At 73.4% G+C, this 25,468-nt stretch carries 22 protein-coding genes; 12 read left to right on the top strand and 10 right to left on the bottom strand.

Going from position 1 to position 25,468, the window contains the following annotated elements; genetic code table 11:
* Window positions 1-1,573: 1,573 nt before the first annotated feature.
* Window positions 1,574-2,431 (bottom strand): LysR family transcriptional regulator, encoded by an 858-nt coding sequence (locus ACQYWQ_RS11885; protein WP_431034360.1) that lies wholly within the window; start codon window positions 2,429-2,431, stop codon window positions 1,574-1,576.
* A 70-nt stretch (window positions 2,432-2,501) separates the two neighbouring features.
* Between ACQYWQ_RS11885 and ACQYWQ_RS11880 the strand changes: the two genes are divergently transcribed.
* Window positions 2,502-3,233: an SDR family oxidoreductase gene (locus ACQYWQ_RS11880; protein WP_431034359.1), complete on the top strand. Its 732-nt coding sequence runs from the start codon at window positions 2,502-2,504 to the stop codon at window positions 3,231-3,233.
* Window positions 3,234-4,243: 1,010 nt separating this feature from the next.
* Here ACQYWQ_RS11880 and ACQYWQ_RS11875 read toward each other — a convergent pair.
* On the bottom strand, window positions 4,244-4,444 hold the full coding sequence (locus ACQYWQ_RS11875) for a DUF397 domain-containing protein (RefSeq protein WP_431034357.1): 201 nt from the start codon (window positions 4,442-4,444) through the stop codon (window positions 4,244-4,246).
* 228 nt (window positions 4,445-4,672) lie between these two features.
* Entirely contained in the window at window positions 4,673-5,068 is a 396-nt protein-coding gene (locus tag ACQYWQ_RS11870; protein ID WP_431034355.1) for a winged helix-turn-helix transcriptional regulator, read from the bottom strand.
* 122 nt (window positions 5,069-5,190) lie between these two features.
* Between ACQYWQ_RS11870 and ACQYWQ_RS11865 the strand changes: the two genes are divergently transcribed.
* Complete coding sequence (locus ACQYWQ_RS11865; protein ID WP_431034353.1) at window positions 5,191-6,018, top strand: enoyl-CoA hydratase/isomerase family protein; 828 nt, start codon at window positions 5,191-5,193, stop codon at window positions 6,016-6,018.
* Between the two features lie 340 nt (window positions 6,019-6,358).
* Here the strand turns inward: ACQYWQ_RS11865 and ACQYWQ_RS11860 are convergent, their stop codons facing one another.
* The 5 genes from ACQYWQ_RS11860 to ACQYWQ_RS11840 form a co-directional block, all read right to left on the bottom strand.
* Window positions 6,359-6,553, bottom strand: coding sequence for a DUF397 domain-containing protein (locus tag ACQYWQ_RS11860; protein WP_431034352.1), 195 nt, complete (start codon window positions 6,551-6,553; stop codon window positions 6,359-6,361).
* Between the two features lie 136 nt (window positions 6,554-6,689).
* Window positions 6,690-6,884, bottom strand: a complete 195-nt coding sequence (locus ACQYWQ_RS11855; RefSeq protein ID WP_431034350.1) for a DUF397 domain-containing protein — start codon at window positions 6,882-6,884, stop codon at window positions 6,690-6,692.
* A gap of 136 nt (window positions 6,885-7,020) precedes the next feature.
* Window positions 7,021-7,215 carry a DUF397 domain-containing protein gene (locus ACQYWQ_RS11850; protein ID WP_431034349.1) on the bottom strand — a complete coding sequence of 65 codons (195 nt, stop codon included), beginning with the start codon at window positions 7,213-7,215 and terminating at the stop codon, window positions 7,021-7,023.
* 152 nt (window positions 7,216-7,367) lie between these two features.
* Window positions 7,368-7,562, bottom strand: coding sequence for a DUF397 domain-containing protein (locus ACQYWQ_RS11845; RefSeq protein WP_431034347.1), 195 nt, complete (start codon window positions 7,560-7,562; stop codon window positions 7,368-7,370).
* Complete coding sequence (locus ACQYWQ_RS11840; protein ID WP_431034346.1) at window positions 7,559-8,380, bottom strand: helix-turn-helix domain-containing protein; 822 nt, start codon at window positions 8,378-8,380, stop codon at window positions 7,559-7,561. Before ACQYWQ_RS11840 ends, ACQYWQ_RS11845 begins: the two co-directional genes overlap by 4 nt.
* A 149-nt stretch (window positions 8,381-8,529) precedes the next feature.
* On the opposite strand from ACQYWQ_RS11840, the gene ACQYWQ_RS11835 reads away from it, so the two are divergent.
* The 3 genes from ACQYWQ_RS11835 to mfd all read left to right on the top strand — a co-directional run bounded on the left by ACQYWQ_RS11835 (window position 8,530) and on the right by mfd (window position 13,923).
* The gene (locus ACQYWQ_RS11835; protein WP_431034345.1) at window positions 8,530-8,703 is read left to right on the top strand and encodes a hypothetical protein; all 174 of its coding nucleotides are present in this window, start codon (window positions 8,530-8,532) and stop codon (window positions 8,701-8,703) included.
* Window positions 8,700-9,992, top strand: a complete 1,293-nt coding sequence (locus ACQYWQ_RS11830; protein WP_431034344.1) for a peptide deformylase — start codon at window positions 8,700-8,702, stop codon at window positions 9,990-9,992. Before ACQYWQ_RS11835 ends, ACQYWQ_RS11830 begins: the two co-directional genes overlap by 4 nt.
* Window positions 9,993-10,386: 394 nt before the next feature.
* Window positions 10,387-13,923 carry a transcription-repair coupling factor gene (gene mfd, locus ACQYWQ_RS11825; protein ID WP_431034342.1) on the top strand — a complete coding sequence of 1,179 codons (3,537 nt, stop codon included), beginning with the start codon at window positions 10,387-10,389 and terminating at the stop codon, window positions 13,921-13,923.
* A gap of 268 nt (window positions 13,924-14,191) precedes the next feature.
* Here mfd and ACQYWQ_RS11820 read toward each other — a convergent pair whose 3' ends face one another.
* Entirely contained in the window at window positions 14,192-14,626 is a 435-nt protein-coding gene (locus ACQYWQ_RS11820; protein WP_431034340.1) for a VOC family protein, read from the bottom strand.
* A 567-nt stretch (window positions 14,627-15,193) separates the two neighbouring features.
* On the opposite strand from ACQYWQ_RS11820, the gene ACQYWQ_RS11815 reads away from it, so the two are divergent.
* The 3 genes from ACQYWQ_RS11815 (at window position 15,194) to ACQYWQ_RS11805 (ending at window position 18,054) form a co-directional block, all read left to right on the top strand.
* Complete coding sequence (locus ACQYWQ_RS11815; RefSeq protein WP_431034338.1) at window positions 15,194-15,919, top strand: HNH endonuclease family protein; 726 nt, start codon at window positions 15,194-15,196, stop codon at window positions 15,917-15,919.
* A gap of 320 nt (window positions 15,920-16,239) precedes the next feature.
* A complete protein-coding gene (locus ACQYWQ_RS11810) occupies window positions 16,240-16,971 on the top strand; it encodes a SurA N-terminal domain-containing protein (RefSeq protein ID WP_431034337.1) in 732 nt (243 codons plus the stop codon).
* A gap of 36 nt (window positions 16,972-17,007) precedes the next feature.
* Window positions 17,008-18,054 (top strand): nucleoside triphosphate pyrophosphohydrolase, encoded by a 1,047-nt coding sequence (locus ACQYWQ_RS11805; protein ID WP_431034336.1) that lies wholly within the window; start codon window positions 17,008-17,010, stop codon window positions 18,052-18,054.
* A gap of 70 nt (window positions 18,055-18,124) precedes the next feature.
* Here ACQYWQ_RS11805 and ACQYWQ_RS11800 read toward each other — a convergent pair whose 3' ends face one another.
* Window positions 18,125-20,497, bottom strand: coding sequence for a GH92 family glycosyl hydrolase (locus tag ACQYWQ_RS11800; protein WP_431034335.1), 2,373 nt, complete (start codon window positions 20,495-20,497; stop codon window positions 18,125-18,127).
* A 518-nt stretch (window positions 20,498-21,015) separates the two neighbouring features.
* Between ACQYWQ_RS11800 and ACQYWQ_RS11795 the strand changes: the two genes are divergently transcribed.
* From ACQYWQ_RS11795 to ACQYWQ_RS11780, 4 genes are all read left to right on the top strand, one after another.
* A complete protein-coding gene (locus tag ACQYWQ_RS11795; protein WP_431039152.1) occupies window positions 21,016-21,957 on the top strand; it encodes an alpha/beta hydrolase in 942 nt (313 codons plus the stop codon).
* Entirely contained in the window at window positions 21,954-23,156 is a 1,203-nt protein-coding gene (locus ACQYWQ_RS11790) for an acyltransferase family protein (protein ID WP_431034334.1), read from the top strand. The genes ACQYWQ_RS11795 and ACQYWQ_RS11790 overlap by 4 nt, the downstream gene beginning before the upstream one ends.
* A gap of 253 nt (window positions 23,157-23,409) precedes the next feature.
* On the top strand, window positions 23,410-24,708 hold the full coding sequence (locus tag ACQYWQ_RS11785; protein ID WP_431034332.1) for a sensor histidine kinase: 1,299 nt from the start codon (window positions 23,410-23,412) through the stop codon (window positions 24,706-24,708).
* On the top strand, window positions 24,705-25,376 hold the full coding sequence (locus ACQYWQ_RS11780) for a response regulator (RefSeq protein ID WP_431034331.1): 672 nt from the start codon (window positions 24,705-24,707) through the stop codon (window positions 25,374-25,376). The genes ACQYWQ_RS11785 and ACQYWQ_RS11780 overlap by 4 nt, the downstream gene beginning before the upstream one ends.
* Window positions 25,377-25,468 lie beyond the last annotated feature (92 nt).

Below are 25,468 nucleotides of genomic sequence, written 5' to 3'. Positions count from 1 at the left end.
CCCCCCCCCGGGGGGCGGCACCCCGCCCGCGAAGGACCAGCGCCCGGCCGGGACAGGGCCGTCCCCCGGAACCGCCCGCCCGGCTCGGCGTCCCGGGTCGGCCCGCCGGGTTGGCCCGCCGGGTCGGTGCCCCGGGTCGGTGTCCGGGTCGGCGTGCCGGGCCGGATCGCGGTGGCCGAACGGAACCGAACGCTGGTGTGCGCCGTGTCGATGGAGTGCTCGGTGTTGCCGAGCGGGGCCGCGTCCCCCGCGCGTGGTGCCGGGAGGGCCGATACGCTCCGCCTCCGCGATGCCGAGGCCCACCGTGGGGTGCTGCGCATAAGAGAGACGGTAGGTGCTCAAGCGCCAGGTCGCCTTTCGGCGCGACCCGGGTGGCTCAGCGCCGCGCGTCACCGGGGCGGGCGGACCGGTCGGCTCCGGTATCGCCTCGGGCCAAGAGCCCTCCGGTGCACCCCGCCGACCGCCCCCGTACCTCCCCCCCCGTACCTCCCCCCCCGTACCTCCCCCCCGTACCTCCCCCCCCGTACCTCCCCCCCGTACCTCCCCCCCCGTACCTCCCCCCCCCCGTACCTCCCCCCCCGTACCTCCCCCCCCGTACCTCCCCCCCCGTACCTCCCCCCGTCGCTCCCGCCCCCCGTCCTGCTCGCGCTCGTCAGGTGTGGCAGCGACCTGCCAGGGCGTGCGGTTCTGGCAGAGAGCTGCCGGAGAGGCGGTGCGAGGAGGCGTCGGGGCTGCCAGCCGGGTCGCACCCTCCGCCACCGCGCCGCGCGCCCGGACGGGAGTCGCCCCGAAAGCGGCGGCGGACGCGGCGGCGGCAGGGGCGGGGGGATGTCACGGGCGTGGCGCCGGGCCTGTCGCCCGAGGCGGCATCCTCACGGCCGGGACGCCCGCCCTGGCATCCGTACGCGCGTGCCGCCGACGTGGCTGTATCGGGGGAGAGCGCCCGGGGTCGCCGGGTGGTTCGGACACGGTGCGTTGGTGGCCTCGGTGCCCCGGGTGCGGGAGCGGGTACGGCCGTGTGCCCGGGTACCGGGGAGGTGGGGACGGGTCCCAGCGCGGCGTGACCCGGCCGACGCCCGCTCGGTCGTCGAAGGGCCGACGGCGGCCGGGGCCGCTGTGTTCGTGCCTCGTGCGTCGTGCCTCGTGCCTCGTGCGTCGTGCCTCGTGCGTCGTGCCTCGTGCCTCGTGCGTCGTGCCTCGTGCCTCGTGCCTCGCGCTGGGCGGTTCGCCCGGAACCAGGTCCTCGGGAGGACGGCGGGGCGTCGTCGGCTGTGCTTCGTGCGCGGGCGTTGTCCGAGCACCGGGGGCCGGGGCGTCGGCCCGGAGGGCTCGGCGGGGCGGGACGCCGTGTCCAGTGGCGCGTGCGGCGGCACCGCACCGCGCGCCGCCGCGCTCGGCGCGAACGTCACGGCCACGGGACGGGGGCCGGTGGCTCGGCCCGGACTGTCGACCGCGTCATTGGTTCGCCGCCCGGTGCCCGTCATTCCGCCTCCAGGGGTGATCTCGGCGGTGGCCGTAAGAGCGTCCTGGAGTGTGCGCACGCCTGCGAGCACGGGCGGGGGTGCCCCTGGCTCTACCCGTCGTGTGCCGTCGCCTCGCCCGCCACGGCGGCGGCCGTGCGGACGAAGGCGGCCAGGGCCGGGGAGGTGGCGTGCTCGGGCCAGGCGAGGACGAGCGTGGTGGGTTCGGCGTCGTCGACGGGGACGGCGACCAGGTCGTCGCGGAGCTGGTCGCGGATGGAGGAGGGGAGGACGGCGACCATGCGGCGCAGGGCGATGAGGTGGAGAAGCTGCCCGAGGTCGTGGACCTCGGGTCCGTGCGGGCCGTCCCCGGACGCGTCCGGCCAGCGCGGCAGGGGCTCACCGGCGAGGTCGTCCAGGCAGACCCGGGTACGGCCCGCGAGGCGATGCGAACGCGGCATCACGAGAAGTTGCGTCTCGGTCAGGAGGTCCTGGGTGTCCAGGCCGGTGAGGTCGCGGTGGGGGCGGTGAAGCAGGGCGGCGTCGGCACGGCCCTCCCGCAGGAGGACTTCGCGCTCGCCGAAGCTGCACAGCAGCTCGACCGGCAGCGCAGCCGGCTCCGCCTGGTAGGCGTCGAGGATCGCGGGCAGCAGGCCACCGTCGCCGCCCGGCTTGATGACCAGGACCAGGCGCGGGTCGGCGCGACCGGCCCGCCGGGTGCGGCGCGCCGCGGCCGACGCGGCGTCGAGCACCGTACGGCTCTCGCGGAGCAGGACGGCGCCCGCCTCGGTCAGTGCGATCCGGCGACTGCCACGTTCCAACAGGGCGACGCCCAGCCGTCGTTCGAGCTGCTGAATGGCGCGCGAGAGCGGTGGTTGGGTCATCCCCAGCCGGGCGGCCGCCCGGCCGAAGTGCAGTTCTTCGGCGACAGCGGTGAAGTAGACCAGCTCGCGGACCTCCGGCCTTTCCATACCCGCACGGTATCGGAGCGTTCCTGGTCGGTGTTGGAACTCCCGGCCGCCCTCGTGGTGGGCTGAACGCATGACAGAAACCACGACTGCCCTGGTCACCGGCGCCAACAAGGGCATCGGGCGCGAGGTCGCCGCCCGGCTCGCCGCGCTCGGCACGAACGTCCTGCTGGCCTCGCGCGATCCGCGCCGCGGTGCGGCGGCCGCGGCCGACCTGGGCCCGCGGGTGTACCCGGTCACCCTGGATGTCACCGACCCGGCCGGCGTCCTGTCCGCCGCCCGCTGGACCGAGGAGCACTTCGGCCGGCTGGACATCTTGGTCAACAACGCCGGCATCTCCGGCGACCTCGCCGCCCAGAACCCTGGCCGTGTCGAACTGGCCGCTGTACGCGAGGTGTTCGAGACCAACGTGTTCGGCGTGATCAGCGTGACCACCGCGATGCTGCCGCTGCTCGCCCGCTCCCCCGCCGCCCGGATCGTCAATGTCAGCAGTGGACTGGGCTCCCTCGCCCGGATGACCGATCCCGAGGACTACGTCGCCACCAGGCCCCCGTTGGCCGCGTACGTCCCGTCCAAGACCGCGCTCAACTCGCTGACCGTGCAGTACGCCAAGGAACTGCGCAGCCGCGACATCCTGGTCAACGCCGCCGATCCGGGGCCGTGCGCGACCGACTTCACCACCGCGTTCCCCGGCCTCACCCGCACCGCGGCCGACGGCGCGGCCGTCATCGTCCGGCTCGCCACGCTGCCCGATGACGGGCCGACCGGCGGCTTCTTCGACGAGCACGGCCCGGTTCCCTGGTGAGCTGCCCGGCAGGGAACCGCGCGACGGGGTGAGGGGGGTCGCCCCGGACGGGATGGACGAGCCGGGGGCCGTCCCGGTGCCTGACCGGCCGCTGCGCCCGGGAGGCCGCCGGTGTCCGATGGGCGCCGCGTCCGCGCTGCGCGGCGGACCGCACCGGCGACGGCTGACGAAGGGGAGGGGCCGTGAGGCGGCCGTGGCCGGGTACGCGGTGCAGGTGCGGAGGGGGGAGCCGGGGGCCGAGCGGGTCTTCGGCGGTTCGGTGCGGGCATGTGGACAGCGCACGGGGGCGCCGATGGCGGCGTCCTGCCGAACGGGGGATCGCTTACCCGGCCGAGAAGCCGAGCCGTGCCGGGCCACCGGGGCGCTGCCGCCCGGTACGGAGTACCCCCGGTACGGGGTACCGGCGTGTCCTCAGCCTCGTGGGGCTGGAGCCGGAGCCCTCCGATCTCGGCCAACTCCCCGCCAGCACAGCCCCCTTGTCCCCGGGTATCCGGCTCGGGACCGTCGACAGGGACAGCTGCCGCGCCGCCTGGCGGACGGTCGTCGACTCGTACGAGAGCGCCGCCTTCACCGGGACGTGGACGGGGACGTGCGCGCTCTCTCGCCACGGTCAACCCGGCTCGCTGGCCAGCCACTTGGTCCGAGGGGGGCTCTGTGCTCCCCCCGGTGGGAACGACCCCACGGCGGGCTGAGGACGAGAAGCCGAGGGTCAGGGAGGGGGTGCGGCGCCTCCGTCCCGTGCGGGCCCTGCACCGGGGACGGCCTGCCGTGTTTTCGCGAACACGGCGCGGTCTACCCGGGGTTGCCCACGGGGACCGCGCGTCCGCACCGGTCCTGCGCCCTCGCCGAGGGCGCAGGACCGGCGCGGGAACGAGTACGCGTGCGCCGCCGCACACCGCTCCAGGCCCCGGCGGACACGGGTCCGTAGCGGCCCGGCGGTACGGGGCGCGCGTGAGGGGAGGGCGGTACGGGGGTACGCGTGAGGGGTCCGGCTTGCGCGGCCGGACCGGTCACCAGCGGCCCGTGGCCACCGCCCCGAGGAACACGCCGAACGCCTCACGCCCGAACGCGATCACCGGTCCGCCCTGCGCCGCTGTCTTGCTGTCGCGGACGGGGGTGACGGTCTCGCCGATCGCGATCTCCACGCAATTGCCGTTGTCGGCGCCGCTGTAGCTGCTCTTGGTCCACGTACGGGACTTGTCGGTCGTCACTGGGGTGCCCCTTCTCTCCTCCTACGGGCCTGGAGCATGCCCACGCGGGCCCAAGACGATGCTGATCGGCCCCCTCGGTCCGGCGTCCCGGCGCGGGGGCTTCGTCGGCGTTCTGTCCTGCGGCACGGACCTGCCTCACGCGCTGGTCGTTCCGGCGGGGCGAGGCGGGCTTGTCGGCCTCGACGGTGGCTCGTGGGCGGTGGGCGTCACGGCTTCGTGGTCGTGGTGTCAGCGCGCGGTTCGCCGGTCGTAGTCGCGCTGACGGGCCTGGATCTCGGCGGCGTTCGCGACGGTCCAGTCGTAGAGGTGGGCGAACGGCTCGCGCAGGGATTCGCCGAGGGGGGTCAGTGAGTATTCGACGCCGACCGGCGAGGTCGGCAGTACGCGGCGCTCGACCATCCCGTTGCGTTCGAGCCGCCGCAAGGTCTGCGTGAGGACGCGTTGCGTGATGCCTTCAAGGCGGCGCTTGATCTCGTTGAACCGGAGTGGTTCGGCCAGGACCGCCATCACCATCATCGACCACTTGTCGGCGATCTGATCGAGGATCGGCCGGCTCGGACAGTCGGACCGGAACGCGATGTCGTGCGCGGCGACGGCCCGGTGGGCGGCCTCGGAAGTGGTCATGACGGGGGTATCCTCCACGATCCCTAGGATGCCAACAGTGCGTTATTGACGCAGGTCAGAGGCGGTTTCACAGTAGGTGTGCAACAGGAACCGGAATCCTGTCGGACACCTGGGAGAAAAGCATGGGCCATGACGCCTACCAGACCTTGCGGGTCAGCCGGAGGGACGGGGTCGCGCACGTCACGATCGACAACCCGCCGGTCAACGTCCTGAGCGTCGCCGTCATGACCGATCTGCGGCGGCTGCTCGCCGCGCTGGCGGGCGACGACAGCGTACGCGTGATCGTGTTCGACAGCGCGGACCCGGACTTCTTCCTCGCCCACGTCGACATGACCGCCACCCCGGACGCCCTCGCCGGACTCATGGCCGACCTGCCGGACGGCGTCAACGTCTTCCAGGCCGTCGGGGAGCAGCTGCGCCGACAGCCGCAGGTGACCATCGTCAAGCTCGCGGGCAAGGCGCGCGGCGGCGGAGCCGAATTCGTCGCGGCCGCGGACATGGCGTTCGCGGCGATCGGCAGGGCCGGGCTCGGCCAGATCGAAGCCCTCATGGGTATCGTCCCGGGCGGCGGCGCCACGCAGTACCTCACCGAGCGGGTCGGCCGTAACCGTGCCTTGGAGATCGTGCTCGGTGCCGACCTGATGGACGCCGAGACCGCCGAGCGGTACGGGTGGGTCAACCGAGCCGTCCCCGCCGATCGGCTCGACGGGTTCGTCGACCGCCTCGCCCGCAACATCGCCGCGCTGCCCGGCGGCGTCGTCGCTGCCGCCAAGCGCACCCTCGTCCCCCGCGATCATTCTGACGGCCTGGCGCGGGAGGACGAAGCCTGGGCCCAGCTCGTATTCCGCCCCGCCACGGCACAGCTCATGGGCGCGGGGCTGGCCCACGGGGCCCAGACCCGGGACGGCGAACAGGACCTTGAGGGTCTGTTCCGCAAGGTTGCCGGGTAGCGGAACGGGCGCTCGTGGCACGTCGCTTGCCCTGGTGGTGACGGCCGTCGTGCTGCGGCTCGGCCGGGGTACCTGCGCAGGCACGACGCCCTCACCCGGAGAGCCCCGGCCTTCGGTGCCTCGGTGGACACCGCGCACGGCTGCACCGCCTCGGGTGTCAGCCTCTTGGCCGACCGGTCACCGGGCCCGCGTGCTGAGGTCCAGGCCCTGACCGGCCCCTTCGGCAGCGTCCTGCGGATCTCCCCGGCCCTGCCGGGCCGGTGCCACGACCTGACCGCCGTCCGCACCGACACGGCCCGCCAAGACCGTCCTCACCCCGGAGAGGCAACACTGAAAGCGCTCAGCGCGTCCTTACCGTGTCGAGGAACGTCCCGAACGCCTCGTGCCCGAACGTGATCACGGGTCCGTCCTCCGCCGCCGTCTTGCTGTCGCGGACCGGCGTGTCCGTCTCGCCGATCGCGATCTCGACGCAATCGCCGTTGTCGCCGCCGCTGTGGGTGCTCTTGATCCATGTGCGGGACTTGTTGTTCGTCATTGGGGTGTCCCTTCTGGTCGCGTACGGGTCTGAAGCGTGTGCATGCGGGTGCAGGGCGAAGCGCGGCTGCTGTCGTGGGTGGAGGTGGGGGCGGCTCGGCCTCGTGGGGCTGGTGTCCCGCTCCAAGTGGTTGTCGTCAGTGTGTCTTTACCGTGTTCAGGAAGGTTGCGAAGGCTTCGCGGTCGAACGTGATCACGGGTCCGTCGGCCGGTGCTGTTTTGCTGTCGCGGACCGGGGTGTCCGTCTCGCCGATCGCGATTTCGACGCAATTGCCGTTGTCGGCGCCGCTGTAGCTGCTCTTGATCCATGTGCGGGACTGGACGTTCGTCATCGGGGTGTCCCCTCCGGTCGCGTACGGGTCTGAAGCGTGTCCATGCGGATGCAGGGCGACGCGCGGCTGCTGTCGTGGGTGGAGGTGGGGGCGGCTCGGCCTCGTGGGGCTGGTGTCCCGCTCCAAGCGGTTGTCGTCAGTGTGTCTTTACCGTGTTCAGGAAGGTTGCGAAGGCTTCGCGGTCGAACGTGATCACGGGTCCGTCGGCCGGCGCTGTCTTGCTGTCGCGGACCGGGGTGTCCGTCTCGCCGATCGCGATTTCGACGCAACTGCCGTTGTCGCCGCCGCTGTAGCTGCTCTTGATCCATGTGCGGGACTGGACGTTCGTCATCGGGGTGCCCCCTCCGGTCGCGTACGGGTCTGGAGCATGCCCACTCGCACGCAAGGCGAAGCCCGCCGTGCTCCCTGGTCCGGGGAGCCCAGCGGGCTTCGGGGTCGCGTGGAGGGGGTGCCACCGAGGGGGGAGTGGCCGCACGCGACGTCTTAACGGTCCGTCGTCACGGACCCGAGGAAGGCGGCGAACGCCTCACGACCGAATTCAACCACGGGACCCGACTCGGCCCGCTTGCTGTCACGCACGGGAATGACAGGCTCGCCGAACGCGATTTCGACGCAGGAGCCGTTGTCAGCACCGCTGTAGCTGCTCTTGACCCACGCGCGAGCGGAATTCTTCGTCATTCGTCTGCTCCTTGTTGCTTTGCGATGCTGCGGAGAAGGTCCAGCGAATCCTGGGCGGACGCCGCCGTCATGCGCAGATGATCACACACCTCCGCTGTCTTTGCGATTGTCGCCGGTGACCTATCCACGGAACCACCGCCCACCCAAGATTCCGAGTAAGCCACTTGGTGGCCATCCACGGTGAGAAGAATGAACGGCAAGTGCGTGGGAGGCGCCCCGTCTCTGGCCCTCAGGATCTGGAGGGTGACGTTGGGGCGCTCGGCGAGGTGCCAGAGGTGGGCGAGTTGTCCTTGCATGACCTTCGGACCACCAACGCCCATGCGGAGCACGTTCTCCGTCACGATCATCCACAGGCGTGGAGGATGGTTACGGTTGAGGATCTGCTGTCGCTGGAGGCGGAGTTCGACGCGGGCTCGGATCTCGTCCTCGGTCTCGGTGGGGTGCCCGGCGCGGAACACCGCTGCTGCGTACTCCTCGGTCTGGGCAAGCCCTTCGATCAGGATCGAGCTGTAGCTGACTATCGCCCCAGCGCTCTGTTCCAGGTCCGCGTAGGGCTTGAACCAGTCCGGATAGTCCTGGCGGAAGAAGTCGTCATGCAGTCGCGCATACACCCCGGCCGTATTGCCCGCCTTGTCCATCTCTCTGGCGAACTCCGGACTCGCCGGTACCTCGCCCCGCTCCACTTTCGAGACCAGCGGCTGTGAGAAGTTGAGCAAATTGGCATATGCCGTTTGACTAAGCCCCAAATGCTGCCGCTGGCTGCGTACTTCTTCGGCGAAGGCCGCGATGGCCCGGCTTCGCCGAGAGGATTCGCTCACGCGTACTAACTCCCCTCTCCAATCTGCGATTTGAATAATGCTCCCCCACGGGGAATGGGGCTACCCCTTCCTTCATGGCGTTCTGGCTGTTGGCTCACATCCCGGTGACGCACTGTAGAGGCATGAACACAGCCTCAGAGCGTCGTTCCGTGATTTCGGCTGCGGACTGCCCCAGGTGTCTCGAACTTCTGCGCGAGGAGCGGGCCGCGCATGCGCGAGGTGACTACTCGGCCGAGACGGACTGCCGGGTGCTCCGCAAGCGGCACTCGCACGCGGAGGCGGAGGGCGTGGGGGCCGCGAGGGACGGCGGGGACGTGCGGTGAGCGTGGTGGCGGAGCGGCCGGAGCGGCTCGCGCGAGGGACGGCACGGGGGTTCGCGGTGCGGGCGCTGGGCGGGGACGCGCGGGGCGCGTGGGTGCTCGCGGCGGGGGAGGCGCGGGGCGCGGCGGAGTGCGCGGCGTGGCTGCGGGCGACGGCGCTGCGGCTCGCGGTGCGGCTCGATCCTGGGCCGCGCGTGCGGTGGGCGCCGGGGGCGCTCGTACGGCCGACGTGTGTACCGGGCCCGGACGCGCCGACGGCGCTGCGGGCGTGGGCGGAGGACGCGGCCGGTCAGGCGGCGGTGGGGGAGGTGCTGGAGGGCGGGGGGCCGTTCGGGGCGAGGTTCCCGGACGTGGACGGCGGCTGGTACGAGCTGGTCGCCGAACCGGTTTCCGTGCGGACGGAAGCGGCGGAACGGAAGGCGGGAGCCCCCATGAAGGAGACGAGCGTGCCCGAGGACGAAGCAGGAACGGTGCGGTGCGACGCGGAGACGGACGTGCCGCACCTGATGCGGATCTTCGCGAAGCGGCTGAGCATCCACACGGTGGGCGGGGAGCCCGCGAGCCGCACGCGGTGCGGGCTCGAACGGCACGACGGCGTCGAACACGTGGGGCGGGTGCGGGAGTTGCGGGAGGGGGCGGTGTGGGTGACGTTCACGCGCGAGATGCCCCCGTACCAGGCGAGGCTGCTGCCGCCGTGCGCGTGCGCGACGGGGGAGGGGCTGCCGTGCGGGCTGTGGGAGGGGCACGGGGGGCGCTGTCTGCCCGCCGAGCGGGAGCGTCCGGCGCCGGAGCGGATCGGTGAGCTGGGGGTGCTGCTGGAAGGGGCGCCGGAACTGGCGCGACCGGTGCGGGAGTTCGTCCTGCCGAGGGAGCGGGAGGAGGCGACGAGGACGGTGCGGGCGATCGAGGCGGTGCTCGACCGCGTCCTGCGCCTGTGCCCCTTCCCCGAGGGGGTGGGCCTCTCGGCCCCGCAGATCGGCATCCCCCGCGCGGCGGCCCTCGTCCAGCCGCCCTGGGGCGCCCCGGCCGTCATCCTCCTCAATCCCCGCGTCACCGCCGCGTCCCGCGAGACGGCCGAGTCCTACATGGCCTGCCCCAGCCACCCCGCCCCCCGCGCCCCGGACCGTCACCCCCGCGACATCACCGTGGCCACCACGACCCTCACCGGGCACCCCCTCTCCGCCACCTACACCCACCCCCTCTCGCACCTGGTCCACCACGAGATCGCCCACTTGGGGGGCGCCGTCCTGCCGAGCCGCCCGCCGGTGCGGACGAGCCGTTCGGGGGTGTGAGGGCGGCGGGACGGCGGGACCCCTGGGACGGCGGGACCCCTCGGAAAACTCCCCCACGCGCCCGCCCGGGTCGCGGACGCCGGACCGCGAGGCCGCCGAAGCGGGTGAGGAAGGTCTCCTGGGCGGCCCGCTCGCCTCCCGCGCCCGTCCGTGCGGGGAGCGCCGTCCGCCGGCCGCGCCGGTCCGCTCCCCGGCCCGCCGTCGTCACCCGACCCGCCCGGCCCCCCACGGAGGGTGACCGCCCCGCCCGTCCCGGGCTCTCGCGTCGTACGCTGGAAGACCCCCGGCCCGTACCCCGTGCCGGTCTTTCGGGCTGCCCCGGAGCCGTTGTTCCCGGGCCACGTACAACCTCCCGGGCCACGCACGGACCCCCGGCCAAGGACGGATGGCATTCATGAGTCTGCACGGTCTTCTCGACGCGGTACTCGATGACCCGGCGCTCGCCGAGGCGGTCAAGGCCGCGGGCGACGGGCACCGCGCCCAGGCGGACATCGTGGGTCCGCCCGCGGCGCGGCCCTTCGTCGTGGCCGCGCTGGCGCGCGAGGCGCGCCGTACCGTCCTCGCGGTGACCGCGACGGGCCGCGAGGCCGAGGACCTGGCGGCGGCGCTGCGTACGCTCATCCCCGCCGAGGGCGTCGTCGAGTTCCCCTCCTGGGAGACGCTGCCGCACGAGCGCCTCTCGCCCCGCTCCGACACCGTGGGCCGCCGCCTCGCCGTACTGCGCCGCCTCGCGCACCCCGACGCCGACGACCCCGAGGCCGGGCCCGTGTCCGTCGTCGTGGCGCCGATCCGCTCCGTGCTCCAGCCGCAGGTCAAGGGGCTCGGGGACCTGGAGCCCGTCGCGCTGCGGCAGGGGCAGAGCGCCGACCTCCAGGAGATCGTCGAAGCGCTCGCGGCCGCCGCGTACGCGCGCGTCGAACTCGTCGAGAAGCGCGGCGAGTTCGCCGTACGCGGCGGCATCCTGGACGTCTTCCCGCCGACCGAGGAGCACCCGCTCCGCGTCGAGTTCTGGGGCGACGAGGTCGAGGAGATCCGGTACTTCAAGGTCGCCGACCAGCGGTCCCTGGAGATCTCCGAGTACGGGCTCTGGGCCCCGCCCTGCCGCGAACTCCTCCTCACCGACGAGGTACGCCGCCGCGCCGCCGTCCTGGCCGAGGAACACCCCGAACTGCACGAACTGCTCGGCAAGATCGCCGAGGGCATCGCCGTCGAGGGCATGGAATCCCTCGCGCCCGTCCTCGTGGATGACATGGAACTCCTCCTCGACGTCATGCCCGAGCGGTCGATGACGCTCGTGTGCGACCCCGAGCGGGTCCGTACCCGCGCCACCGACCTCGTCGCGACGAGCCAGGAGTTCCTGCACGCCTCCTGGGCCGCCTCCGCCACGGGCGGCGAGGCCCCGATCGACGTCGGCGCGGCCTCGCTGTGGTCGCTCGCTGACGTGCGCGAGCACGCCGTGCACGACCTCGGCACGCCGTGGTGGTCCGTCTCGCCGTTCGCCGTGGACGAGGAGCTGGACGGCGACACGATCAGCCTCGCGATGCACGCCCCCGAGACGTACAGGGGCGACACCGCGCGCGCCCTCGCCGACACGAAGCGCTGGGTCAGCGAGGGCTGGCGCACGGTGTACGTCACGGAGGCGCAGGGCCCCGCGTCCCGTACCGCCGAAGTCCTCGGCACCGAGGGCATCCCGGCCCGCCTCGATCCCGACATCGGCGCGATCTCGCCCGCCGTCGTGCACGTCTCCTGCGGCTCCATCGACCACGGCTTCATCGACCCCGCGCGCAAGCTCGCCGTCCTCACCGAGACGGACCTCTCGGGGCAGAAGGCCGCGGGCAAGGAAGGCGCCCGGATGCCGGTGCGCCGCCGCAAGTCCATCGACCCGCTCACGCTGGAGACCGGCGACTACATCGTCCACGAGCAGCACGGCGTGGGCCGCTACATCGAGATGGTGCAGCGCACGGTCCAGGGCGCGACGCGCGAATACCTCGTCGTCGAGTACGCGCCCGCCAAGCGCGGCCAGCCCGGCGACCGCCTCTACATCCCGACCGACCAGCTGGAGCAGATCACGAAGTACGTGGGCGGCGAGGCCCCCACGCTGCACCGGCTCGGCGGCGCCGACTGGACGAAGACGAAGGCGCGCGCCAAGAAGGCCGTCAAGGAGATCGCCGCCGACCTCATCAAGCTCTACTCCGCGCGCATGGCCGCGCCCGGGCACGCCTTCGGGCCCGACACGCCGTGGCAGCGCGAACTGGAGGACGCCTTCCCGTACGCCGAGACGCCCGACCAGCTGACGACGATCAGCGAGGTCAAGTCCGACATGGAGAAGACGGTCCCGATGGACCGCCTCATCTGCGGCGACGTCGGCTACGGCAAGACGGAGATCGCGGTACGGGCCGCCTTCAAGGCCGTCCAGGAGGGCAAGCAGGTCGCCGTGCTCGTCCCGACGACGCTCCTCGTGCAGCAGCACTTCTCGACGTTCTCGGAGCGGTACGCGCAGTTCCCCGTCACGATCCGCGCGCTCTCGCGCTTCCAGACCGACACCGAGGCGAAGGCGACCCTGGAGGGGCTGCGGGACGGCTCCGTCGACCTCGTCATCGGCACGCACCGCCTCTTCTCCTCCGAGACGAAGTTCAAGGACCTCGGGCTCGTCATCGTCGACGAGGAGCAGCGCTTCGGCGTCGAGCACAAGGAGCAGCTGAAGAAGCTGCGCGCCAACGTGGACGTGCTCACGATGTCCGCCACCCCCATCCCGCGCACCCTGGAGATGGCCGTCACGGGCATCCGCGAGATGTCCACGATCACCACCCCGCCCGAGGAGCGGCACCCCGTCCTCACCTTCGTCGGGCCCTACGACGAGAAGCAGATCGGCGCCGCGATCCGCCGCGAACTCCTGCGCGAGGGGCAGGTGTTCTACATCCACAACCGCGTCGACTCGATCGACAGGGCGGCGGCCAGGCTCCGCGCCGTCGTCCCCGAGGCGCGCATCGCGACCGCGCACGGGCAGATGAGCGAACAGGCCCTGGAACAGGTCGTCGTGGACTTCTGGGAGAAGAAGTTCGACGTGCTCGTCTCGACCACGATCGTCGAATCGGGCATCGACATCTCCAACGCCAACACGCTCATCGTCGAGCGCGGCGACAACTTCGGCCTCTCCCAGCTCCACCAGCTCCGCGGGCGCGTCGGGCGCGGCCGCGAGCGCGGGTACGCGTACTTCCTCTACCCGCCGGAGAAGCCGCTCACCGAGACCGCGCACGAACGCCTCGCGACGATCGCGCAGCACACCGAGATGGGCGCGGGCATGTACGTCGCGATGAAGGACCTGGAGATCCGCGGCGCGGGCAACCTGCTCGGCGGCGAGCAGTCCGGGCACATCGCTGGCGTCGGCTTCGACCTGTACGTGCGCATGGTCGGCGAGGCCGTCGCCGACTACCGGGCGCAGCTCGAAGGGACGGCCGAGGAAGAGCTGCCGCCCGAGGTCAAGATCGAACTCCCGGTGGACGCGCACGTCCCGCACGAGTACGCCCCGGGCGAGCGGCTGCGCCTCCAGGCGTACCGCGCGATCGCCGCCGCCACGTCGGAGGAGGACATCACGGCGGTGCGCGAGGAGCTGACCGACAGGTACGGGCCGCTGCCCGAGCCCGTCGAGAACCTGCTTCTCGTCGCCGGGCTCCGGCTGCTCGCGCGCGCCTGCGGGGTCGGCGAGATCGTCCTCCAGGGCAACAACGTGCGCTTCGCGCCGCTGCCCGAGCTGCGCGAGTCGCAGGAACTGCGGCTCAACCGGCTCTACCCGGGCACGGTGCTCAAGCCCGCGCAGCAGTCGGCGCTCGTGCCGCGCCCGAAGACGGCGAAGATCGGCGGGAAGCCGCTCGCGAACAGGGAACTGCTCGCGTGGGTGGGGGAGTTCCTGACGTCGATCGTGGGGTCGTAGGGGGCGGCAGCGCGGGGCCGGGTGGCTGCGGGGGCGTGCGGGTGGCCGCGGGGGCGTGCGGGGCGGGGCGGCGGTCCGTGCGTGCGGGGCGGGGCGGCGGTCCGGGCGTGCGGGGCGGGGCGGCGGTCCGGGCGTGCGGGGCGGTGGGCGCGGGGCGGCCGCGTGTGCGGGGTGGCCGCGTGCGCGGGGCGGTGGGCGCGGGGCGGCCGCGTGTGCGGGGTGGCCGTTCCGGCACCGTCGCCCGGGGTGCCGCGTGCGGCTCGTCGCCTCAGCCGATCGGCTCGGCAAGCGCCACGATGATGCCCGCCGGGCCGCGCAGATTGCACAGCCGGTAGCTGTCCTCGTACCGCGTCACCTCGCCGATGAGCGCGGCGCCGTGCGGGCGCAGGCGGGCGATCGTGTCGTCGATGTCGTCCACGGCGAACATCACCCGGTGCAGGCCGAGCGTGTGGGGCGCGGGCGGCGCGGACTCGATCGCGGCCGGGTGGCGGTACGTGGTCAGCTCCAGGCGGCCGTGGCCGTCCGGGGTCCGCATCATCGCGATGGCGCTGCGTACCCCCTCCAGCCCCAGCATGTCGTCCGCGAAGGGCCCCTCGATCTCCGCCTCGCCCTCCAGCTCCATCCCGAGCGCGAGAAAGAAGGCGACGGCCGCAGCGAGGTCGTCGACGACGACGGCGACGTTGTCCATCCGGTGCACAGTCATGCGGCCGACCCTACTGATCGTGCGCGGGGGCGGAGGGGAACCTGCCCGGTCGGTCCCGGGCGGCCCGCCGGGCCCTGCGGGCCGGGGTGCCCGCGTGGTGGCGGCCGCGGGGGAGGCCACGTCGTCGAGCGATCCGGACCGCACGGCGGATCAGGTGGGGGGCGCCCCGGCGCGGCGGTCACGCGGGTGCTCATCGAGACGCGCCCCGGCGCTTCCCGCCAGATCGCGCACGAGGCGCTCGCCCCCCGGAGGGACCGGCCCGCCGCGCGCCCGGCGCGGCACATGACCCGGCGACGGTCGCCGCGGCCCCGCCGCTCGCGGGACTCCACCCGGCGTGGCGGGCGGGCCGCCTTCAGCCGGCGGAGGCGCCGCGGAGGCAGGGGCGCGTGGACGGGCGGGGCGCGCTTCCGGGCCCGTACGCGGGTGAACTGCGGCCGTGCGCGTGTGAACTGCGGCCGTGCGCGCGTGAGCTGCGGGCCCGTGCGCCGACCGCCCCCACCCCGCCGGGCATCGCCGACACCGCGCCGGGTACACATGAGCGGGTAACAGCTGACGGAAAGGCATGGCATGGGGCGGTACGGGGCGGGGCGGGCGTTCGGTGTGGCGGCGGCGCTCTTCGTGGTGGCGGGGTGCTCGGGCATCGAGGAGGCGGACCCGGGGGGCGCGGCGAGCGAGGCACCCGCCGCCGAGGGCTCGGCGCTCAAGGCCGTGGACGGGCTCACGGTCAAGGGGCGTTCCCCGAAGACCGGTTACGAGCGGAGCAAGTTCGGCTCGGCGTGGGCCGACGTGGACTCCAACCACTGCGACACGCGCAACGACATACTCAAGCGCGACCTGAAGGACGTGAAGTTCAAGACCGGGGACTGCGTCATCGCGAGCGGCGTGCTCAACGACGACCCGTACTCCGGCGAGGACGTCACCTTCACGCGCGGCGCGAGCAAGATAGACATCGACCACCTCGTCTCGCTCTCGGACGCCTGGCAGAAGGGCGCGGCGAAGTGGGGGCCGAGCAAGCGGATAGCGCTCGCCAACGACCCGCTCAACCTCCTCGCCGTGAGCGCGGGCCCCAACCGCAGCAAGGGCGACGGCGACACGGCGACGTGGCTCCCCGAGAACAAGAGCTACCGCTGCACGTACGTGGCGGGACAGGTCGCCGTGAAGGTCAAGTACGGGCTGTGGGTGACGGCCGCCGAGAAGGCCGCGATGAGGAAGGTCCTCACGACCTGCCCCGACCAGAAGCTCCCCGAGGGCACAGCGCCGACGGAGGCCCCGGCGCGCTTCAGGGCGAGGTGAGGCGGGACCTGGCGCGCACCCGGGAGGGCGGGGCGGTCCGGCGGGCGGGGTGGTCCGGACGGGCGGGGTGGTCCGGACGGGCGGGTGGTCGGGGTGGTCCGGGTGGTCCGGGTGGTCCGGGGAACGGCCGGGGCCGCGCGGGGCTGACGCTCCGTGGGGGGGGGCACGGCGCCCGGTACCCGTACCGCCCCGAAGGCCCCCGTACCGCCCTCCCCTCCCGACTCGTTGCTCCAAGGTGGTGGCCCTGCGCCGGGCCACCTCCTACGATCGACCCCGGACTTTGTGCACCGACGCACAAACTGCTCGCAGGGAGGCCCACCTTGCACCGCCGCCCCACTCGCCGCACCACGACATACGCCCTGTCCGCCCTCGCCCTCGCCGCCGCCCCGCTGCTCAGCGCCTGCGGCGGCACTCCGCACCCGGGGGCCGCCGCCGTCGTCGGGAGCACCCGGATCACGGAGGCGCAGCTCCAGCACCGCGTCGGCGAACTCCACGACGCCGTCAGGGAACTCAGCTCCGACGCGCAGACGTCGGAGCGCATCATCTCGGGCAGCGGCAGCCTCGCCCGCCCCACCCTCCAGAGCATGGTGCGTGATCGCGTCGTCGCCCGCGCCGCCGCCGACAACGGCGTCACCGTCAGCCGCGCCGAGGTCCAGAACGCCCGCGCCCAGCTCACTCAGCAAGCGGGCGGCGAACAGGGCCTCAAGGTCGAGTGGCTGACCCGCTACGGCGTCCCGCCGTCCCGCCTCGACGACGCCCTGCGCGAGAACATCGCCGAGCAGAAGCTGTACGCGGCGCTCGGCGCCGACCCGTCGAGTCCCGAGGGCAAGGCGACCGTCGACAAGACGCTCTCCGCGACCGCCAAGAAGCTCAAGGTCGACGTCAACCCGCGCTACGGCACGTGGGACGCGGCCAAGGCCACGCGCGCCGACGCCGACCCGGCCTGGCTGCGCCAGGTGAGCCGCGTCCCCGCGGGCGAGGGAGCGGGCGCCGACGCGGGCGCCGACGCGGGCGCAGCCGAAGGGGCCGGCGCCGAAACGGGTCAGGGCTGACGGAGGACGCGGCCCCGCCTGCGTTACGTTGCCGTGGTGAACGAAACCAGCCACGGAAACGGCCAGGAAGACCGCCCCGACAGCCCCGGGGACAGCAGGGGCACAGGCCGCATCGTCCTGCTGACCACGAGTCACCGGGTCGCGCCAGGGCTGCTGTCCTGGCGCGCCTGGCAGACCCTGCGCGGCGCCGCGCGCGTGCTGTGCGCCGACCCGGAGCACCCCCAGCTTCCGTACCTGCGCGAGGCCGGGGTCTCCGTCGAGGCGACGGTGCCCCCGGCCGAGGAACTCGTCGATGCCTGCGCCGACGGCTCCACGGTCGTCGTCGTCGCGGGCGAGGGCGCCGATGAGCACAAGCTCACCGACCGTCTCGCCTCGCTCGCGGGCTCCGGGCGGCACGCCATGCCCGAACTGGAGCTGCTGCCCGCCTCGTACGACCTCCCGGGGGCCCGCCTCATCGACCTCGTGCAGGTCATGGACCGCATCAGGCTCGACTGCCCCTGGTCGAGCCGCCAGACGCACGAGGGCCTCGCCAAGTACGCGCTCGAAGAGGTCTACGAGCTGGTCGAGGCGATCGAGGACGGGGACCGGCACGAGCTGCGCGAGGAGCTGGGCGACGTCCTCCTCCAGGTCGTCTTCCACTCCCGTATCGCCGAGGACGACACCGAGGACCCCTTCTCCGTCGACGACGTCGCGGGCGCGCTCGTCGAGAAGCTGATCCGCCGCCACCCGCACGTCTTCGGCGACGAGCGCGCCGAGACCCCCGACGAGGTCCGCACGCTGTGGCTCGCCGCCAAGGCCGACGAGAAGCAGCGCGCCTCCGTCACCGAGGGCATCCCGCTCGCCCAGCCCGCGCTCTCCCTGGCCGCCAAGCTCGCCGCACGCGCCCGTACGGCGGGGCTCCCCGTGCCCGTGCCCGAGCCGGGCGCCGACTGGGGCCCCGCCCTCCTCGCCCTCGCCGCCCGCGCCGACGCCGCGGGCGTCGACCCGGAGGCGTCCCTGCGCGCCTCCGCCCGCGCCTACCGCGACGCGATCCGCCGCGCGGAGGCGGCGAAGGGGAGCGCGGACGCGGCGGAGGAGGAGTAGGGCCAACGCGCGGGGGCGGGTCCACCGGCGCGCTGCCGGTGGACCCGCCCCCGCGCGGTCCCTGCCGCCGCTACGGCTGCGAGGGCGTCACCGCCGGGGGCGCGTCGCCCGGCGCCGTTCCCCACGCCGAGGGGTCCGTGCCCACGGCGAAGTCGATGCGCCGCCCCGCGCGCAGGTCGTCCGTCGTCAGGTACGTACGGTCCCAGTCCGTGCCGTCGAGCCGCACGGACTGCGTGTACCGCTTCTCCGCCGACGTGCCCGGCGCCGTGACCGTGAAGCGGCCCGCCGGGTAGTAGCGCTTGTCCAGCGTGAGGTCGACCCGGTCGAAGACGGGCGTCGACAGGCTCCACGTGGCCGTTCCCGGCTGCACCGGGTACACGCCGATCGCCGAGAGCACCATCCAGGCGGACATCGTGCCGAGGTCGTCGTTCCCCGTCATGCCGGTCGGTGTGTCGGTGAACAGCGTCAGCGCCGCGTGCACGACGTCGGTGGTCTTCCACGGCTGCCCCGTGGACAGATACGTGTACGGGGCGATCAGGTCGGGCTCGTTCTGCGGGTTGTACTTGTCCGCGTTGTAGTAGTCGTACGGGCCGTTGACCCACACCTCGCGCGCCGTCCCCGCCGGGTCCGCCACGAGCTGGTCGTAGGCGAAGAAGGAGTCGAGGCGCTGCCGGGCCGCGTCCTGGCCGCCGATCAGGCCGATCATGCCGGGCAGGTCCTGCGGCACCAGCCACTGGTACTGCCACGCCGTGCCCTCGTGGAAGCCCTCGCTCCGCGCCGGGTCCGCGGGGCCCGTGAAGGCGCCCGAGGCGTCGCGGGAGCGGAAGAAGCCGGTCGAGGGGTCGAAGATCTTCCGGTAGTTCTGGGCGCGTTCCGCGTAGCGGCGCGCGTCCGCGTCGTGCCCGAGGTCCTTCGCCATCCGGCTCAGCATGGCGTCGGACAGGGCGTATTCGAGCGTGGCCGAACCGCCGTGGTCGAAGTCCGAGTCACCGGGCTTGGCGTGCGGGCGGTCCTTGATGTACGGCGCGAAACCGTCCTTCAGGTACGGGGCGTTGGCCTCGCGGCCGACCGCGGGGGAGTCCGCGGGAGGCACCCCGTCGGCGTTCTTCCTGAGCGCTCGGTACGCCTCCTCCTCGTGGCCCTTGAGCAGCCCCTGCTGGTAGGCGTTGGTCAGGAACGGGGTGACCGGGTCACCCGTCATGATGTTCGTCTCGACCGTCCCGTACCCCCACTTGGGCAGCCAGCCGCTCTCCTTGCCGACGCGCAGCACCGACAGCGCCATGTCCCGCGCCTCGCGCGGCGCGAGCAGCGACAGGAGCTGGGTCTGCGTGCGGTAGGTGTCCCACAACGACCAGTTCTGGTAGTACGTGAAGCCCTTCGCACGGTGCTTCTTCTGGTCCCAGCCGGTGTAGCGGCCGTCCACGTCGCCGCCCAGGTTCGGAGCGAGGAATGACCGGTAGAGCGAGGAGTAGAAGGTGCGGCGCAGCGTCTCGTCACCGCCCCGCGCCGCGACCGTGCCGAGCCGCTTCTCCCACGTCGCGTCGGCCGCGCGGCGCGCCCGGTCGAAGGAACTCCCGCCCTCCGCCTTGAGGTTGCGGGCAGCGCCCGCCGCGTCGACGTACGACAGCGCGGTCGTCGCCTCCACCGTACGGTCCTTGCGGGTGTCGAAGCGCACGTAGGCGCCGTTGCCGCCCTCCCGCGCGGCCGAGGACGCCGAGCCCGCCGTCACCTTGCCGTCCGCCCACGTGCCGTACGAGGTGAAGGGCCGGTCGAAACGCGTGATCGTGTAGACCGTGTACGGCACGGTGTCCTGGCAGAAGCCCCGGCCGGTGATGGCGGTGCGGACCGTGCGCGAGTCGAGGACCTCGACCTCGGCGGAGACCGTCCGGTGCAGCGACTGCCCGGCGTTGAGCAGGACGTTCGCCTTGTCCGTCGCGGGGAAGGTGTACCGCTGCTTGCCGGTCCGCTCGGTCGCCGTGGCCTCCGCCTGCGTGCCGTACGTCTTCAGCCCGACCCGGTAGTACCCGGGGTGGGCCTCCTCGTCGTCGTGGCTGTACGCGGAGGCGTACTTCGCGTCGTCCGTCTCGGTGATGTCCCCGGTCGTGGGCAGTACGGGCAGATCGCCGCCGAGCCCGCAGCCGACGCCCGAGATGTGGGTCAGGCTCAGGCCCCTGATGTGGTCCTGCTGGTAGTCGTAGCCGGTCGTGTGGCCGGTGTCGGGGGAGAGCTGCACCATGCCGAAGGGGACCGCGGCGCCGGGATAGGTGTTCCCCTCGTTCTCGGTGCCGATGAAGGGATTGACCAGGTCGGTGAGGTGCTCGCGCGCGGGCGCCGGCGGCCCGGCGTCCGCCCGCGCGGAGGGCGCGAGGAGCACACCGCCCACGAGCGTTCCTGCGAGCAGCGCGACCGCGCCCCGCCTGCGGAATCGATGAGGCCATGACATGTGGGGGATGCCCTCCAGGCGCTGGACAACGTTGTCAGCGGGTCATTCTTCGGCGGGGAGCGAGGAGGGTCAAGAGGACGTGACGCACGGCGAGTTGCCGTTTCGGGGCGGGCGGTGCGCCCGCGAGGCGCCGGGCGCCGCCCCCTACCGGGGTAGCGTCCGCGGCCGCCGTGCGGTACCCCCGTACCCCCGGGAGGTGGCTCCCCGGTGTGATGCCCGGCCGCAGACCCTCTTCCTACCTTCCCCTCGTCACGACGGACGGGACGGAAGGAGACGGGGGAATGCGGCAGCTCACGGCAGGTCATGACGCGGCAGATCATGACGTGGCAGGCGTGGCAGGCGTGGCAGGTCATGGTGTGGCGGGCGTGGCAGGCGTGGCAGGTCATGGTGTGGCAGGCGTGGCGGGGCATGGCGTGGCAGATGTGGCAGGTCCTGACACGGCACCAGCCTTCGCGGCGCGCCTCCGCACCGCACGCCGCCTCAGGACGACGCTCGCCAACATCCTGCTCACCACCCTGATGGCCCTCTCCCTGGTCGGCGGCGCCGCCGGGTGGGCGTCGGCGAGCAGTGAGGCCGTACCGGGCGGCCCGCCCCCTGGCACGGCCGCCTGGCTGGCGGACGACTCGCTCGGCAGGCCGCTCCCCGACCCCGCCACCGCGAGCCCCGCCGAGGTCGCCGCCTTCTTCGCCGGGCTCAGCGGGCCCGAGCGGCACCGGCTCGTCGCGGCCCACCCGACCGTCGTCGGCAACCTGGACGGCGCCCCCGTGGCACTCCGGTACGAGGCCAACGCCGCCGCGGGGCCGCACGTGCTCGCGTACGACCCGCGCGGGCGCGGGCTCATCGCGCAGGTCGCGGGCGACCTGGACACGGCCACGCACGTCGCGGTCGTCGTCCCCGGCTCCGACATCGACGTCTCCACGTTCGGGCGCCTGAACCGGTGGGCCACCGATCTGCGCGAGGCGGCCGGTGAGGACACGGCCGTCATCGCCTGGGCCGGGTACACCACCCCCTCCGGCATCGGCATCGACCTCGCCACGGGGCGCCTCGCCGAGGCCGGGGCCAAGCGCCTCACCCGCTTCACGGAAGGGCTGGACGCGGTCGGCCTCCCCGACCCCGCCCTCTTCTGCCACAGCTACGGCTCCGTCGTCTGCGGCCTCGCCGCCTCCCGCACCGACGCGCGCGACCTCGCCGTCATGGGCTCGCCAGGGATGCGCGCCGCCGACGTCGCCGCGCTCCGCACCGGCGCCCGCGTCTGGGCCGCCGAGTCCCCGCACGACTGGATCACGCACATCCCGCACGTCGAGTTCCTGGGCGCCGGCCACGGCCCCGACCCCACCTCGCCCGGCTTCGGCGCGCGCGTCCTGCCCGCCACCGACGTCCCCGCGCACGACGCGTACTTCACCCCGGGCACCTCGACGCTCACCGCGTTCGGCGCCATCGCGCGAGGTGAGCTGCGATGAGGACACTCACGCGCGCCGCCGCCCGCATCGAAGCACACACCCCCGCCCACCGCGACCGCGCCCTCGACGGCCTGCGCGCCCTCGCGCTCCTCGCCGTCCCGGCGGGGCACTGGCTCGTCGGGGGCCTCACGCGCGACGGCGGCGGCGGACTCCACAACGCCAGCCCGCTCGCGACGTTCGGCGGCCTCGCCCCCGCGAGCTGGGTGCTCCAGATGCTGGGCATCTTCTTCCTGGTCGGCGGCCACGCCTCGTACCTCTCGTACCGGCGCCGCAAGGGCTCCGCGCGGCAGTGGACCCTCGGCCGCGTCCGGCGCCTGGGCCGCCCGCTCCTGGGCGTCACGGCCGTCTGGGCGCTGCTGCTCCCGCTGCTCCACTACGGGCTCCGCGTCCCGGCCGACACGCTGCACACCGCGGCGACCCTGGTCGTGCAACCCCTGTGGTTCGTCGGCGTGTACGCCGTCATCACGGCCCTCACGCCGTACTGCGTCCGCGCCTCCGCACGGCTCGGCGCGTGGGCCGCGCTGCCGCTCATCGGCTCCGTCGCCGTCGTCGACTTCCTGCGGTACGGGCCGTACGGGGACGCCATGCCCTCGTGGCTGAGCCTGCTCAACCTGCTCCCCGGCTGGATGTTCGCCTACCAGCTCGGCGTCTCCTGGGCCGGCCGGCGCATCGGACGGCGCGGGGCCTGGCTGCTCCTCCTCGGGGGCGCCGCGCTCTTCGCGACGCTCCTGCTCGCCTTCCACTACCCGGTGTCGATGGTGGGGGTCCCCGGCGAGGCCCGTACCAACTCGCACCCGCCGTCCCTCCTCGTCCTCGCGCTCGCCGCCGCCCAGTCGGGCGCGGCGATCCTGCTGCACGACCGGCTGGCCCGGGCGCTGCGGCGGCCCGCGCTGTGGGCACCCGTCGTACTCGTCAACCTGTCGGCGATGACGATCCTGTGCTGGCACCAGTCGGCGATGCTCGCGGCGGCGATACCGGGCGCCTTCCTCGGCGCGATTCCCGGGCTCACCACCGCGCCGGTCACGGTCGGCTGGGTGCTCGCGCGGCTCGCCTGGATGCCGCTCTTCGCGGGGCTGCTCGTGGTGATCACGAAGTACGCGAGGCCGCTGGAAGAGCCGTGGAAGCGGACGGGGGCGGTGCGCGCGGTGGCGGTGGGGGTGCTGGCGGCGGGGTTCGGGTACTTCGCGCTGGCGGCGTGAGGGGCGGGAAGGGCGTGAGCGTGAGGGGCGGGCCCGCCGCGCGGGCGGGGGCGGCGGCGTCCGCCGTATCCTCCGCCGTATCCTCGGCGTCGTCCGCACCGACCGCGCCCGCCGTGTCGCCGTCCGCCGCGCCCGCCGCGCCCCCGGCGCCCCGCGTCCGCCGCGCCCCCGCGCCCCGCGTCCGCCGTGTCCCCGTGGCCGGATCGCGCGCGTCAGCGGACGCCGCCCGCGCGCCCGTAAGAAGGTGGAGCCCATGACCCCGGCGAGAGGGCCCAAGGCCCCGGCGCGCACGACCTCCGTGAAGGAACGCACGACCCCCGTGAAGGAACACCCGAGCCCCGCCCCCGACCGCTCCCGCGCCCTGTTCGCCGGGGCGCCGCGCTGGTGGATGCGGTGGCTGCCGTGGGGCGTGGCGTTCATCCTGTGCGTCGTCCTGCTGCCCGTCCAGCTCAACCTGCTCACCTCGGACTACGGGCTCAACGGCGGCCTCGCGAGCGGCCTCGCCATCGCGCAGGCCGCGCCGCTGCTGCCCGGCGTCGTCCGCCCGCTGACCTCCTGGTACGTGATCTTCGCCGCCGATGTCGGCGGGGCGCTCATCCTGCTCTCCACGGACGTGGCGAAGCCGCTCCTGTGGCCCTTCCCCGCCCCGGTGATCGTCGGGTACGTCGGGCTGTGCCTCGCGCTCGGCCTGCGCGAGCGCCGCAGGACGCTGCTGCTCGTGTGGTTCGCGACGGCGGCCGCGAACATCTTCCTGGAGTTCTTCCGGCCCGACGCGGTGAACAGCAACGGCATCGTGCTCACCGTGCTCAGCGGCGTCGCGCTCGTCCTCGCCGCCGCGCTCAGGGAGCGGTACGAGGTCAACCGCCGCCTCGTCGAGCAGGAGGCGATCAGCGAGGCCGAGCGCGACCGCCGGACGCTGCTTGAGGAACGTACGCGCATCGCACGGGAGTTGCACGACGTCGTGGCCCACCACATGTCCGTCATCACGGTGCAGGCCGACACCGCCGCGTACCGGCTCGACGACGTGCCGCCGCACGTGCAGGAGGAGTTCACGTCCATCGCGGCGACCGCGCGCGCCTCGCTGAGCGAGATGCGCAGGCTCCTCGGCGTGCTGCGCAACGAGGAGGCGAAGGGCGCCGAACTCGCCCCGCAACCGGGACTCGCGCAGATCGGCGGGCTCGTCGACGCGACCGCGCGGGCGGGAATGCCGGTGGACTACCGCCCCTGCGAGGCCGAGGTGCCCGAGGCGGTGGGGCTCTCGGCGTACCGGATCGTGCAGGAGGCCCTCGCGAACGTCGTACGGCACGCGCCGGGCGCCCCGACGCGCGTCTCGCTCTCCGCCGACGGCACCTCGCTCACCGTCCTCGTCGTCAACGAGCCGCCTCCGGAGCCGCCCGCGGGACCGCTGGAGACGAGCGGTACGGGGCACGGTCTCGTCGGAATGCGCGAGCGCGTACGGCTCGTGGACGGCACCCTTGAGGTAGGCCCGCTGCCGGAAGGCGGCTTCCGAGTGGCCGCCCAACTCCCCCTGACCGAAAGGGACCTCACGTGACGACGCGGGTCATCATCGTCGACGACCAAGGCATGGTGCGGGCGGGTTTCGCCGCGCTGCTCGCCGCACAGAGCGACATCGACGTGGTCGGCGAGGCCCCCGACGGCGTGCGGGGCGTCGACCTGAGCCGCCGTACGCACCCCGACGTCGTGCTCATGGACGTACGCATGCCCGAGATGGACGGCCTGGAGGCCGCGCGCCGCCTCCTGTCGCCGCCGCCCGGCGTGACGCACCGGCCGCGCGTCCTGATGCTCACGACGTTCGACGTCGACGACTACGTGTACGAGGCGCTGCGGGCCGGGGCGAGCGGTTTCCTCCTGAAGGACGCGCCACCCGCCGACCTCATCGCCGCGGTACGGATCGTGGCCGCGGGCGACGCGCTGCTCGCCCCCTCCGTGACCCGCCGTCTCATCGCCGACTTCGCCCGCCAGCGCCCCGCGCCGGGGAAGCCCGCGCTGCGCCTCAAGGCCCTGACCGAGCGCGAGACCGAGGTCCTGACCCTCGTGGCGCGCGGCCGGTCCAACACGGAGATCGCCGAGAGCCTGGTCCTCGCCGAGCAGACGGTGAAGACGCACGTGAGCCGCGTCCTGACCAAGCTCGACCTGCGCGACCGGGCACAGGCGGTGGTCTTCGCGTACGAGTCGGGTCTCGTGGCGCCGGGGGAGTAGGGCGGCCGCGCACCCCCTACCCGGGTACTACCCCCGGCTTGGCTCCCCGGTATGACGCCCCGCGCGCACCCGCGCCCGCACTCTCGCCTCGT

It is taken from the genome of Streptomyces sp. P6-2-1 (assembly GCF_050613165.1).
Classification (GTDB): Bacteria; Actinomycetota; Actinomycetes; order Streptomycetales; family Streptomycetaceae; genus Streptomyces.
This window is presented reverse-complemented; position numbering and strand designations above follow the sequence as displayed.

What these genes read in the sequence shown, in the direction of transcription:
- ACQYWQ_RS11885 (WP_431034360.1), bottom strand. Translation starts at nt 2,431, where the DNA reads ATGGAAAGGCCGGAGGTCCGCGAGCTGGTCTACTTCACCGCTGTCGCC.
- ACQYWQ_RS11880 (WP_431034359.1), top strand. Translation starts at nt 2,502, where the DNA reads ATGACAGAAACCACGACTGCCCTGGTCACCGGCGCCAACAAGGGCATC.
- ACQYWQ_RS11870 (WP_431034355.1), bottom strand. Translation starts at nt 5,068, where the DNA reads ATGACCACTTCCGAGGCCGCCCACCGGGCCGTCGCCGCGCACGACATC.
- ACQYWQ_RS11865 (WP_431034353.1), top strand. Translation starts at nt 5,191, where the DNA reads ATGGGCCATGACGCCTACCAGACCTTGCGGGTCAGCCGGAGGGACGGG.
- ACQYWQ_RS11860 (WP_431034352.1), bottom strand. Translation starts at nt 6,553, where the DNA reads ATGACGAACAACAAGTCCCGCACATGGATCAAGAGCACCCACAGCGGC.
- ACQYWQ_RS11855 (WP_431034350.1), bottom strand. Translation starts at nt 6,884, where the DNA reads ATGACGAACGTCCAGTCCCGCACATGGATCAAGAGCAGCTACAGCGGC.
- ACQYWQ_RS11850 (WP_431034349.1), bottom strand. Translation starts at nt 7,215, where the DNA reads ATGACGAACGTCCAGTCCCGCACATGGATCAAGAGCAGCTACAGCGGC.
- ACQYWQ_RS11845 (WP_431034347.1), bottom strand. Translation starts at nt 7,562, where the DNA reads ATGACGAAGAATTCCGCTCGCGCGTGGGTCAAGAGCAGCTACAGCGGT.
- mfd (WP_431034342.1), top strand. Translation starts at nt 10,387, where the DNA reads ATGAGTCTGCACGGTCTTCTCGACGCGGTACTCGATGACCCGGCGCTC.
- ACQYWQ_RS11820 (WP_431034340.1), bottom strand. Translation starts at nt 14,626, where the DNA reads ATGACTGTGCACCGGATGGACAACGTCGCCGTCGTCGTCGACGACCTC.
- ACQYWQ_RS11815 (WP_431034338.1), top strand. Translation starts at nt 15,194, where the DNA reads ATGGGGCGGTACGGGGCGGGGCGGGCGTTCGGTGTGGCGGCGGCGCTC.
- ACQYWQ_RS11800 (WP_431034335.1), bottom strand. Translation starts at nt 20,497, where the DNA reads ATGTCATGGCCTCATCGATTCCGCAGGCGGGGCGCGGTCGCGCTGCTC.
- ACQYWQ_RS11795 (WP_431039152.1), top strand. Translation starts at nt 21,016, where the DNA reads ATGGCCCTCTCCCTGGTCGGCGGCGCCGCCGGGTGGGCGTCGGCGAGC.
- ACQYWQ_RS11790 (WP_431034334.1), top strand. Translation starts at nt 21,954, where the DNA reads ATGAGGACACTCACGCGCGCCGCCGCCCGCATCGAAGCACACACCCCC.
- ACQYWQ_RS11785 (WP_431034332.1), top strand. Translation starts at nt 23,410, where the DNA reads ATGACCCCGGCGAGAGGGCCCAAGGCCCCGGCGCGCACGACCTCCGTG.